Annotated in this window: 12 protein-coding genes; 9 read left to right on the top strand and 3 right to left on the bottom strand. The window is 53.2% G+C overall.

The genetic code is table 11. The annotated features are described in order from the left end of the window. Positions 1-108: 108 nt before the first annotated feature. Positions 109-1170 (bottom strand): ABC transporter substrate-binding protein, encoded by a 1062-nt coding sequence (locus ACRQ84_RS16835; protein ID WP_483816644.1) that lies wholly within the window; start codon positions 1168-1170, stop codon positions 109-111. A gap of 225 nt (positions 1171-1395) precedes the next feature. Between ACRQ84_RS16835 and ACRQ84_RS16840 the strand changes: the two genes are divergently transcribed. From ACRQ84_RS16840 to ubiA, 4 genes are all read left to right on the top strand, one after another. Then, positions 1396-2094, top strand: coding sequence for a UTRA domain-containing protein (locus ACRQ84_RS16840; RefSeq protein ID WP_064737916.1), 699 nt, complete (start codon positions 1396-1398; stop codon positions 2092-2094). Positions 2095-2164: 70 nt separating this feature from the next. After that, entirely contained in the window at positions 2165-2575 is a 411-nt protein-coding gene (psiE, locus tag ACRQ84_RS16845) for a phosphate-starvation-inducible protein PsiE (protein WP_008109934.1), read from the top strand. A gap of 92 nt (positions 2576-2667) precedes the next feature. After that, positions 2668-3186 (top strand): chorismate lyase, encoded by a 519-nt coding sequence (ubiC, locus tag ACRQ84_RS16850; protein ID WP_483816645.1) that lies wholly within the window; start codon positions 2668-2670, stop codon positions 3184-3186. A 7-nt stretch (positions 3187-3193) separates the two neighbouring features. Further along, positions 3194-4078 carry a 4-hydroxybenzoate octaprenyltransferase gene (gene ubiA, locus ACRQ84_RS16855; RefSeq protein ID WP_483816646.1) on the top strand — a complete coding sequence of 295 codons (885 nt, stop codon included), beginning with the start codon at positions 3194-3196 and terminating at the stop codon, positions 4076-4078. A 45-nt stretch (positions 4079-4123) separates the two neighbouring features. Here the strand turns inward: ubiA and plsB are convergent, their stop codons facing one another. Further along, positions 4124-6547 (bottom strand): glycerol-3-phosphate 1-O-acyltransferase PlsB, encoded by a 2424-nt coding sequence (plsB, locus tag ACRQ84_RS16860; RefSeq protein WP_483816647.1) that lies wholly within the window; start codon positions 6545-6547, stop codon positions 4124-4126. A gap of 127 nt (positions 6548-6674) precedes the next feature. Between plsB and ACRQ84_RS16865 the strand changes: the two genes are divergently transcribed. The 4 genes from ACRQ84_RS16865 to ACRQ84_RS16880 all read left to right on the top strand — a co-directional run bounded on the left by ACRQ84_RS16865 (position 6675) and on the right by ACRQ84_RS16880 (position 9598). Beyond that, the gene (locus ACRQ84_RS16865; protein WP_064737912.1) at positions 6675-7043 is read left to right on the top strand and encodes a diacylglycerol kinase; all 369 of its coding nucleotides are present in this window, start codon (positions 6675-6677) and stop codon (positions 7041-7043) included. A gap of 105 nt (positions 7044-7148) precedes the next feature. Further along, positions 7149-7763, top strand: coding sequence for a transcriptional repressor LexA (lexA, locus tag ACRQ84_RS16870; protein WP_008109941.1), 615 nt, complete (start codon positions 7149-7151; stop codon positions 7761-7763). A gap of 135 nt (positions 7764-7898) precedes the next feature. Then, a complete protein-coding gene (gene dinF, locus ACRQ84_RS16875; protein WP_483816648.1) occupies positions 7899-9221 on the top strand; it encodes an MATE family efflux transporter DinF in 1323 nt (440 codons plus the stop codon). Positions 9222-9385: 164 nt separating this feature from the next. Continuing rightward, complete coding sequence (locus ACRQ84_RS16880) at positions 9386-9598, top strand: CsbD family protein (RefSeq protein WP_483816649.1); 213 nt, start codon at positions 9386-9388, stop codon at positions 9596-9598. Between the two features lie 73 nt (positions 9599-9671). Here the strand turns inward: ACRQ84_RS16880 and zur are convergent, their stop codons facing one another. After that, positions 9672-10193, bottom strand: a complete 522-nt coding sequence (gene zur / locus ACRQ84_RS16885; RefSeq protein WP_064737909.1) for a zinc uptake transcriptional repressor Zur — start codon at positions 10191-10193, stop codon at positions 9672-9674. A gap of 450 nt (positions 10194-10643) precedes the next feature. Between zur and traF the strand changes: the two genes are divergently transcribed. Next, on the top strand, positions 10644-11894 hold the full coding sequence (gene traF, locus ACRQ84_RS16890) for a conjugal transfer protein TraF (RefSeq protein ID WP_483816650.1): 1251 nt from the start codon (positions 10644-10646) through the stop codon (positions 11892-11894). The last annotated feature ends 61 nt before the right edge of the window (positions 11895-11955 follow it).

Here is an 11955-nt window from a genome sequence, read left to right on the forward strand (position 1 = left end):
CCGTGTGCCTGCGCGCATAAATGCGCACCCTACGAAACCGCGTGCCTGCGCGTATAAATGCGCACCCGACAAAGCCGTCGTAGGGTCGCCATTCATGGCGACCACCGGTTACTGCTTCATATTAATGATCACGTTCTCTTGCCACAGGCGCGGCAGCATTTTGGAGGTTTTATCCCATGCGGCCTGGTCTTTAATTGGACGCGCATTTTTATACTCAGATTGCGGCAGCAGTTTGGCCTGCACGTCCGCTGGCAGGGTTAAATGCTCGGCACGAATCGGACGCGCATAGCCTTTTGCCAGGTTGATCTGACCTTCGTCAGACAAGATGTATTCCCGCGCTAGCTTGGCCGCGTTCGGATGTTTGGCGTATTTGTTGATAATGGTGGTGTAGCCAGAAGTGACAGAGCCATCTGACGGGATAACCACTTCGTAGCGATTTTTATCGATCTGATCGCGGTAGTTGAGACCGTTGAAGTCCCACACCACAGCAACCTGGATCTCGCCTTTCTCGATGTTAGCGATCACGGGATCGGTCACGCCAAGACGACCTTCTTTTGCCAGATCGCCGAAGAAACTCAGCGCCGGTTTCACATTCTTCTCGTCACCGCCCAATGCATAGCTGGCCGCTAATACACCGTTAGCCGCCTGAGCAGCGGTGCCGACATCACCGATAGTGACCACATACTTACCTTTTTTCAGATCGGCCCAGCTATGCGGCACATCTTTAACCTGCTGCTTATCCACCAGGAATGCGATGGTGCCGGTATAGGCCAGCATCCAGTTACCATCCGGGTCTTTCGCCCAGCTCGGGATTTGATCCCAATGCGTGGGTTTATACGGTTGCGCCACGCCTTTAGCGACGGCAATCGGACCGAAAGCCGCACCCACATCACCGATATCGGCGCTGGCGTTCTCTTTCTCTGCAGCAAATTTTGCCAGTTCCTGGGCGGAGGACATGTCGGTGTCGCTGTGCTTCAGGCCATATTTGCTGTTGAGGTCACTCCAGGTATCTTTCCAGTTAGCCCAACTGTCGGGCATGCCGACGCTATTAACCTGACCTTCGGCGCGCGCGGCCTTCTCTAACGCGGCGAGGTCATTATCTGCGGCTTGCGCGGCAGGCAGCGCAAGCAGTACGGCACTGGCTACTACAGAGGCGATAAACGCTTTCATCTCGATTGCTCCCGGTATATGTTGTGGGACTTCTTGGTCTAGTCCAGCAAGAACCGAGCCAATGTAGCCCGTGTAGATGAAGGTTTTATGACCATGGTGGTGAAATGGGGTGTGGCGTGACAATCCACATGCGGTTACAGCGCGCTAATGCGTGGGATGACTCTTGTCACATTGTAGTCATCGAACTGTCATAGTGCAGATTTGCCCCAAAATGAGGCTGAAAAAATGTTATCGAAAACGGCGGATGTGATTGCGGCAGGTCTGCGGGAACGTATTGAAAACGGTGAATTTGCCAGCGGTCGCTTGCCAGCCGAACGTAGCTTAAGCGAACAATACTCCACCACGCGCATCACGCTGCGCGAGGCGCTGGGTTTGCTGGAAGCGCAAGGCGTTATCTACCGTGAATTGCGTCGTGGTTGGTTCCTTGCACCGCCGAGGCTGGTATATAACCCTTCGCATCACAGCCATTTTCACGCCATGGCCGCCGAGCAAGGGCGCATTGCCAGCACTGAAGTGCTGGAGGCGCGTGAAGTGCCGGCGCAGCTGGCGATTGCGCGTCATCTGCAACTATTCGAAGGCGACAAGGTTTACCGTATTCGCCGCTTGCGTCGCATTGATGGTCGTGCCGTGTTGTATGTTGAACACTACCTTAATCCCCTTTATTTTCCGGGATTGCTGGATGAAGATCTCACGCGCTCACTGACCGATCTCTATGACCAGCGTTACGGCATTCGTTACGGTGGGGCGCGCTTTACTATTTTGCCGGGGCCGCTGCCGGTGCGTGCTGCGCCCGCACTGAATGTGGCGAGCGGTACGCCGGGTTTGCTGATCACGCGCATCAACCGCGATCAGCATAAGCGGGTCATTGACTGCGACTGCGAGTTCTGGCGCTACGATGCACTGTGCGTGGATGTCGAAGTATAAATATTGTGATTTTGATCACACTGCAGCATGATAGCGCCAGAGAGTTCTTGAGAGGCTAAGGCGCAAAAAAATGACAATAAAAACAGGGGTTGGGCAATATATTTCATTAGCACTGCAGTGGGTGCTTAACATTGGCCTGATCATCCTGGCCATTATTCTGGTGGTGTTCCTGGGTAAAGAAACCATTCATCTGGCCAATGTGCTGTTCAGCACCGGCGAGCAGACCTCTTCATATCTGCTGATTGAAGGCATCGTCATCTATTTCCTTTATTTCGAATTTATCGCCCTGATTGTGAAGTACTTTCAGTCGGGCTATCACTTCCCACTGCGCTATTTTATCTACATTGGCATCACCGCCATTATTCGCCTGATCATCGTCGACCATAAAAATCCGTTTGATACGCTCTATTACTCTGCGGCGATTTTGATTTTGGTGGTGACACTGTGGCTGGCGAACAGTAATCGCTTGAAGCGCGAGTAATTACCCTTCTTTTGATGACGTGGCACAACGAGCAGTGCCACGCATTCTCCTCTGCGTTAGACTAGGGCAACTTTTTTTCCGGAGATGTCCTGATGTCGCATGACGCGCTGCGCCAGTTACGCGCACTGCACTGGCTGCCAGCCTCTTCCCCGCAGCTTTCAGCCCCGCTACTTGATTGGTTAATGGAAGAAGATTCCATGACGCGTCGCTTTGAGCAGCATTGCCAGCACGTAACGGTAGAACTCATCCGCGAGGCGTTCATTGGTGCCAATGAGGTAACGGATGAAGCTGAATTCCTGCCCGCTGACCAACGGTTTTGGCTACGCGAAATTGTGCTGTGCGGCGATGGTGAACCCTGGCTGATCGGCCGCACCGTGGTGCCGGAAAGCACCTTGAACGGCCCTGAGCAGATGCTGCAACAGCTCGGCACAAGACCGCTTGGGCGCTATCTGTTTTCTTCATCGACCTTGAGCCGCGATTTTATCGATCCGGGTCAGGTTGGCGATTTGTGGGGACGCCGTTCCCGCCTGCGTTTGTCGGGCAAACCGCTGCTGTTAACTGAACTGTTTTTACCCGCGTCGCCGCTTTATCGCGCGCTGGATCAAGGATAAAACCACTGTGCAAAATACCTTACCCATGACCAAATGGCAGGCATACTGCCGTCTGATGCGTATCGATAAACCGATCGGCACGGTCCTATTGCTGTGGCCTACCTTGTGGGCGCTGTGGCTTTCGGGCATGGCGATTCCGCCGCTGCCGGTGCTGCTGGTATTTGTGCTCGGTGTGATTGTGATGCGTGCTGCGGGTTGCGTGATCAACGATTACGCTGACCGCAAAATCGATGGTCACGTCAAGCGTACCGCATCGCGTCCGCTGGCCAGTGGCCTGGTAACGGAGAAAGAAGCCAAACTGCTGTTTGCCGGCCTCGGCTTGTTGGCGTTTATGCTGGTGTTGACCATGAACACCATGACCATTTTGCTGTCATTTGGCGGACTGGCGCTAGCGTGGGTGTATCCGTTCATGAAGCGCTATACGCATTTGCCGCAAGTGGTGTTGGGCGCAGCATTCGGTTGGGCTATTCCAATGGGGTGGGCGGCAGTTAGTGAGTCCTTACCTTTAGTTTGCTGGTTGGTGTTTCTGGCCAATATTTGCTGGACGGTGGCCTACGACACGCAATATGCGATGGTTGACCGCGATGACGATTTAAAGATTGGCGTGAAGTCGACGGCGATTCTGTTTGGTCGTTACGACAAACTGATTATTGGCTTGCTGCAGCTGGCTACGCTTGGTCTGATGGCGCTAGTGGGCATGATGCTCAATCTGAACGGCGCGTTTTATTGGTCGCTGCTGCTGGCTGCAGGCTTGTTTGTGCATCAGCAGAAGCTGATTGCCCAGCGAGAGCGCGATCCCTGTTTCCAGGCATTCCTGAATAACAACTATGTTGGCATGGTGCTGTTTCTTGGCATTCTGCTCAGCACCGTGCCGTTTGCGGATTTGCTGTAAACAAATAAGGCGCACCGAAGTGCGCCTTATTTGCCTGTCGCCGCGTTAATCGTGGGCGACGGCACTTTCAATTGTCAGACGCACGTCGCTGGTCACTAACTCCGCCAGCATCTGCCACATCATATGGCTACGTTCAGCATCGGCATCGCCTTTATCACTGATGTAGCCTTCATCACGTAGCGTGAGTACCAGCGCAGTGAACACCGCTTTATCAAAGAACTCGGGTGCGTTGATGCCGTGCAGCACAGACAAGCGCTGAGCCAGCGTGCGGCTCTCTTTCTCCAGCGTGCCGCGGTTGATGGCAGGTTTCGCGCTGAGAATGGCGAAGGTAATCGCGAAGCGCTGTAGCGTCTCACGAATACCCGCCGCCAGCAGTTGCAGCGAACGGTGACGTGCCGGCGTCATTTTCAGCATGCCGTCTTGCAGGGTGATCAGCCCCTGACGCGCCATCTCTGTACAGAGTGCGTTAAGCAGCGCAGGCAGTTCCGCTTTGTCCCAACGCAGGAACAGCTCACTCTTCAACATCGGGTACACCAGGCTAACCTGGCGCAGTAGTTCTGCTTCGCTGATTTCACGATGCTGCTGCACGATAGCGGCTATCAGCGACGGCATCACCAGCATATGATGGATGTTATTGCGATAGTAGGTCATCAGCACCGCTTGCTCACGCGGCAGAATGATGATGTCGCCAATATTATCTTGCTCGGTCTCGAACTTGTTCATGCCCATGGCGTGGTCAAGCAGCGCTTCCGCACTCATATCGGGCACGGTAGCTTCTGGCGAATACGGCACGTTGCGCAGTAGCTGGGTGTAGCACTCTAATTGCTCAATCAACTGTTCACGGGTCAGTGAACGCTGACGTGATGCCAGCAGCGCGGTAACGCACAGGTTCATGGCGTTGGCCGCTCCAGCTTCGTTGATGCGCACCATCAGCTTCGCCGCAATATCATTTACGGCGGGCGTCATCCAGGCTGGACGTTGTTGTTCGATAGGATCGATCGCATCACGCCACTCTGGCACGTTTTTGTTCAGGTAGTTCATCAAGGGCAGCGGTTCGCCAAAATTGACGTAACCCTGACCGAGGTTACGCAGTTTACGCAAGCCCCGAACCATCTGCAGGAAGCTCTCTTTCTCTTTGGCAGCGCCACGCAGCTCTTTAGCGTAAGTCCCCACCTCCATCACGTGCTCGTAGCCAATGTAAATCGGCACGAAGGTGATCGGACGGCTGCCGCCGCGCAGCATCGCCTGCAGCGTCATTGATAAGGTACCGGTTTTCGGGTCCAGCAAACGGCCGGTACGCGAACGTCCGCCTTCCACGAAGTATTCAACCGAGTAACCACGGCTAAACAGCTCGCCGAGGTACTCACGGAACACGGTGGAATAGAGTTTGTTGCCCTTAAAGGTACGACGAATAAAGAACGCGCCTAAACGCCGGAAAATCGGGCCGGCCGGCCAGAAGTTCAGGTTGATCCCCGCCGCGATATGCGGCGGTACAAGTCCTTGATGATAAAGCACGTAGGAGAGCAGCAGATAATCCATGTGGCTGCGGTGGCACGGCACATAGACAATCTCATGACCATCCTGCGCCAGCTGACGCACGCGCTCACCGCCATGAACGTTGATGCCCTGATACAGGCGGCTCCACAGCCATCCCATCACGCGGTCAGTGACTTTAATGGCTTCATAAGAGAAGTTCGCCGCCACTTCTTCCATCATTTCAATGGCATTCTGCTGGGCTTTCTCATGGGAAATCTTTTTACTGCGCGCTTCATCTTCTACCGCTTTTTCAATCGCTTTGGACTGCAAAAGTTTATTGAAGAGATCCTGACGCGCAGGCAGACGCGGACCGACTGCGGCCAGACGTTGGCGGGCAAAGTGAATACGCGCCACGCGAGCCAGCTTCTGCGCAATCGACTTATCGGTGCCGTGTTCGGTCGCCATTTGGCGCAGCGAAACGGTTTGCGAAAAGCGCACAAAGCTGTCGCGGCCGTGCCACAAAATAGCGAAGAACTTCTGAACACCATTGAGAATACGCAGATGTGGCGTGGACTCACCGGATGTTTCACGTCCCGGCGCGCGACCAAACATCACCGCAACCGGCAGCATTTGCACATCAAGATGCGGGTTGCTGCGGTGCAAATCCAGATAATCGTGGAACAGCTTTACCGATTCGGGATTTGCCACGAAATAGGGAATGACGCGTGGGCCATCGTGAATAAACACGTGACGCGGCAGCAGGGTGCCATCGATCTCCAGCGGAGCCAGCGGATCGGGCAGATCATGTTTCAGGCATTGAGCACGCAGCGTGAGTAGGTCAGCCTTTGAATCATAAGGCAAAACATACATCACAGGACGTGTCGGATCGATCCCGTGCTCAGAGACGGGATCGGTCGGAATGACCTTACTTTTTACCAAAATAGAGAGTGGTAAATTCAATAATTTGTAATAGAGTTTACGCCAACCTGACATAGACAACTTTAAGCCTCTTGTTAGCAAAGCGCGGCAAGCATACCAGAAAGCGCAGCGAAGGTCTGTGGCTCTGCCGCCTCAAACTGCCCTCACATTGACGTCAAAATAGTTCAAGGGTTCCATAGACATGGCAAATAACGTCACCGGTTTAGTAAGAATAGTGAAAGCCGCCGGTTATTCCTGGCAGGGGTTACGCGCCGCATGGCAGCACGAAGCCGCATTTCGGCAGGAAGCCGTTGCCGCGCTGGTGGCTATTCTTGTGGCCTGCTGGCTGGATGTAGATACCATCGCCCGCATCTTAATGATTGGCTCGGTGGTGCTGGTTATCATCGTTGAGATCCTTAATAGCGCTATCGAAGCGGTGGTGGACCGCATTGGTCAAGAGCAACATCCGCTCGCGGGCCGTGCCAAAGACATGGGATCGGCTGCCGTATTACTGACTATCTTACTGGCTCTGTTCGTCTGGATCGCGCTGCTCTGGACGCATTTGAGATAGGGATTCCAGATTCATCAAACCGCTGATTTTTCCCTCTGTTACGGTTTTCATTTCGCCAATACCTGTATATACTCACAGCGACTGTATAAACAACCAGGGGGCGGGATGAAAGCGTTAACTGCACGGCAGCAACAGGTCTATGACCTGATTCGCGACCATATTAACCAGACGGGCATGCCGCCAACGCGTGCGGAAATTGCTGCGCAACTGGGTTTTCGCTCGCCCAATGCTGCTGAAGAGCATCTGAAAGCGCTGGCGCGTAAAGGCGTAATTGAAATTGTTTCCGGCGCATCGCGCGGGATTCGCCTGTTGATGGAAGAAGAACCGAGCGAAGGTCTGCCGCTGATTGGCCGCGTCGCTGCCGGTGAGCCCTTGCTGGCACAGGAACACATCGAAGCCCACTACCAGGTGGATGCTAACCTGTTCAAACCGAGCGCTGATTTTCTGTTGCGCGTGAGCGGTATGTCGATGAAAGACATTGGCATTATGGATGGCGATCTGTTGGCGGTGCATAAAACTCAGGAAGTGCGTAACGGCCAGGTTGTAGTGGCGCGCATTGATGATGAAGTCACCGTGAAACGCTGGAAAAAGCAGGGTGCGATTGTTCATCTTCTGCCAGAAAATACCGATTTTCAGCCGATTGTCGTTGATACCCGTGAGCAGTCGCTAACCGTTGAAGGTTTGGCTGTCGGGATTGTGCGCAACGGCGAGTGGCTCTAATCAGTTTCTGAGCCTCACCCACTGCGGTGGCGTATCATGCGCTAACCGCAGTCTGCTGTTTTACTTCTCTGTGACTCTTTCTGCGGCTCACTCTGGCGCCATTACGCTGATTACCGCAAACAACGGAATGGGCGAATGCAGCTGTTTTCCTCTTCAGATAAAACGCTCTGGCGGCTGGCGCTGCCGATGATCCTTTCAAACATCACCGTCCCGTTATTGGGCGTGGTGGATACTGCCGTTATTGGTCATCTCGATAGCCCTATCTATTTGGGCGGTGTCGCGGTTGGCACGACGGCAACCAGCTTCATCTTTATGCTCCTATTGTTCCTGCGCATGAGCACGACCGGACTCACCGCTCAGGCATTTGGTGCTAATGATAAAACCGCGCTGGCGCGCGCCTTAACGCAACCGCTGCTGATTGCGCTGGTTTTTGGGGTGCTGTTTATGGTGCTGCGGACGCCGGTAAGCAGTTTGGCTGCAGCCTTGATGGGTGGCAGCCCGGAAGTGCAACACCAGGCGAAAATATTCATTGAGATTCGCTGGCTAAGTGCGCCAGCGACCTTAGCCAATCTGGTGATTCTCGGCTGGCTGCTGGGCGTGCAGTATGCACGTGCGCCGATGGTGCTGCTGATCATTGGCAATCTGGTCAACATCCTGCTTGATCTGCTGTTTGTCCTCAAACTGCATTGGGGCGTGGCCGGGGCGGCGGCGGCAACCGCACTGGCAGAATATGTCACGCTGGGCGTGGGGCTGTGGATGGTGGCGCGTGTGCTGAAAATGCGCGGTATCCACTTTACTCTGCTAAAAAGCAGCTGGCGCGGCGATGCGGCACGGCTGTTCCGCCTTAATCGCGACATTATGCTGCGCTCCTTAATGCTGCAAATCTGTTTTGCCTCGCTCACGATTCTTGGTGCGCGTATTGGACCGGATGTGGTAGCGGTCAATGCTGTACTGCTGATGTTCCTCACTTTTACTGCTTACGCGCTGGATGGTTTTGCCTACGCAGTTGAAGCCTGCTCCGGTGAGGCCGTTGGGGCCAAAGATCGCAGTCGATTATTGCTTATCTGGCATGCGGCCTGCCGTCAGGCCTGTTTTGTTGCGGTGATATTTGCGCTGATTTATGCCTTTACGGGTCCGCAGATAGTGGCGATGCTGACTTCACTGGAAGCGCTGCGCGAAATGGCCGATCGCTACCTTATCTGGCAAGTGATTCTGCCGCTGGTTGGTGTTTGGTGCTATCTGCTGGATGGCATGTTTATTGGCGCAACGCGTGGCCGTGAAATGCGTAACAGCATGGTGATAGCGGCAATCGGCTATGGCTTATCACTATTGACGCTGCCGTGGCTGGGCAACCACGGTTTATGGCTGGCGGTGACGGTATTTCTCGCGTTACGTGGGCTCTCGCTGTGGGTAATCTGGCGTGGGCACTGGCAACGTAATAGCTGGTTCAATGCCTGAATAAGCGAAGCGTAAACTACAGATTAATCTGTAATTCTCTGCAAACTACGAAACGGCTACTACAATTACCTTATACGGCGCAAATGAGTAGCGCGTTGTGTGGGTATATCGCCTGATAGGCAGGCAATATATCTATCTCACTCAGGATGAAGTGGAGGATTATTATGAGCAAAGACGAAGCGAGCGGAAACTGGAAGCAGTTCAAAGGTAAAATGAAGGAAAAGTGGGGCAAGCTTACGGATGATGATATGACCGTAATCGAAGGTAAACGCGAGCAGCTTGTCGGTAAAATCCAGGAACGCTACGGGTATGCGAAAGACCAAGCAGAGACCGAAGTGAAAGAATGGGAAACCCACAACAAAGATTACCGCTGGTAGTCGATTTCCCCTATTACGGATGATGCTCCTACCCACCGGTCGTTATGATCGGGTCGGCACATGGAAGTGCCCATTACGCCTTTCTCACCCGTTTTTTACCTTCAACCTGATGGTCGTGTTCGCAACTTTCATGATGCGTACAAGCCGCAACCTCTGCACAATTCTCACACAAGCCATGAGCTTCAATCACCGTATGACGCAGTGAAAATCCCGCCTGATCTGCCAGCGCCGCTATGGTTTTTTCTACGCCATGAGCATGTTTTTCGCTTACCGCCGCGCAACCGTCGCACACCAGCATTACCGAAGTATGTGCCGGCTCATCAAAATGATGGCAAACCACATAACTGTTATTCGACTCAACACGATGAATGAACCCCTGTTCCAACAGGAAATCAAGCGCGCGGTAAATGGTGGGGGGCTTAGCTTGGGGCTCACTGACGCGTAATTGATCCAGCAAATCGTAAGCACTTATCGAACCATTCTGCTCTGCCATCAAACGCAACACTTCGGCGCGTTGAGGGGTGAGGCGCACGCCGCGGTCAAGACACAGTGATTCTGCCTGAGTAAGAAGTTGTTCGGGCGTGAGGTTAGACATAAGTATTCTCCGGGTAGCAGGTGATGTTATTTTATCACACAAATTTTTGCCCTGCTGTGATTGCTTATTATCCTTAAAATCCGCAAGAAAATTCTCATCAATCAATAAATTATCAGCCTATTTTGTCCGCTAATGTTGCCTCAACGGTTTAACCTGTAAAAAGCGTCCCGCCAGACAGCGTAACGGTAGCAGGCTTTTGCGTTGCAACTCACCTGGTTAGCGGCTATGGTTCAAAAGGCCTTAAGTAATTTCTGGTATCAAACTACCCACTAGTAATTTTTCTGCATATAAAAACAGCGGAGTGGTGCTTACGCATCCAATTCTGCGAATAGCAGTGCTATTTCCTTTCAATTCACAGCAATGAAGCGTTAGCCAGCGTTCAGAATAGCGGCTAACTAAACTTTCAGTCGGTGAGTGATTCAGCGACATTTCAAAGGTGATGGCAGGCTCATGGTGAAGACATTATTCAGGCACAAAAAAGTAGCTTATCTTGTTGGTTTGAATGCAGTATTTCTTTCTTCCTCAGCGCTGGCAGCAGGTACATGGTATGACGCACGTAACGACGCAATGGGCGGTACGGGCGTAGCTTCTTCTACCTGGAGTTCAGCAGTGCTGGCTAACCCCGCATTGATGACCAAAGCGCAGCCTGAAGATAACGTCAGCATCATCTTTCCTTCAGCGGGCGCGCAGGTTACCGATAAAGACAAATTAATTGATCGGGTCGATGACATTACCGATACCGTCGATCGTTATCAGGATGTAATCGATAAACTGACCTTTGCTGATTACCTCAATGGTTATCCGCAACTGAAGGCCGCCGCAGGCGATATGGCCAATCAGCTCAGCGATCTGCGCGGCAATAAAGCCCATGCAAATGCAGGTGTGGCGCTGGCCGTCACCGTCCCGAATGAAACGTTACCTTTTGCTTTTATTACTAAAGCCTACGGCAGTGCGATCGTACGCGCCAACGTCGCAGACAGTGATATTGCCTACCTGCGGGCTGTTGCCAACGGCACGCGAATTCCTGTTCCGGGCGATGAGGATAACTTGCGTTCCAGCGCTAACGGCCTGGCTGCGCTAGTCACCGATTATGGTGTGTCAGTCGCGCATGAGTTCTCGGTTGCAGGCCATCCAGTCTCGATTGGCGTAACACCAAAGCTGCAGAAAACCTGGCTGTATAACTACACCGCCAGTATCTACAACTACGACAAGAGTGACATCAACAGCAGCCGCTATCGTAGCAGCGATACCGGTTTTAACATGGATGCCGGTATTGCCACCGATTTCGGCGATAACTGGACCTTGGGTGTTACGGGCCAGAACCTGATTTCGCGTGATATCGACACCAAAGAGGTGAACGGCTACCGCGATACTTACCAAATTCGCCCGCTGGTCACTACCGGACTTTCCTGGAATAACGGGCCATTCACGCTGGCGGGTGATGTTGATCTGACTGAAACCAAGCGCTTCAAATCGGAAGATACCAGCCAGTATGCCGGCGTGGGTGCGGAATACCGTGTGCTGGATTGGCTGGCGCTGCGTGCCGGTTATCGTGCCGATCTGAAGTCAACCGATACCGATGTGTTCACCGCCGGCTTGGGCGTTTCACCGTTCAACAATACCGTCCATCTCGACCTGGCCGGGTCGGTAGGTAAGGACAATACCGTGGGTGCGATGTTGCAGCTCGGATTTAACTTCTAATCGCCTGACTGATAACGGGCGGCTGTGTCGCCCGTTTTGCTGTGATATGATTGCGCAGTTT

Origin of the sequence: Pantoea sp. E2023-21 (assembly GCF_051302795.1) — a bacterium.
In the GTDB taxonomy this organism is placed as follows: domain Bacteria; phylum Pseudomonadota; class Gammaproteobacteria; order Enterobacterales; family Enterobacteriaceae; genus Pantoea; species Pantoea ludwigii_A.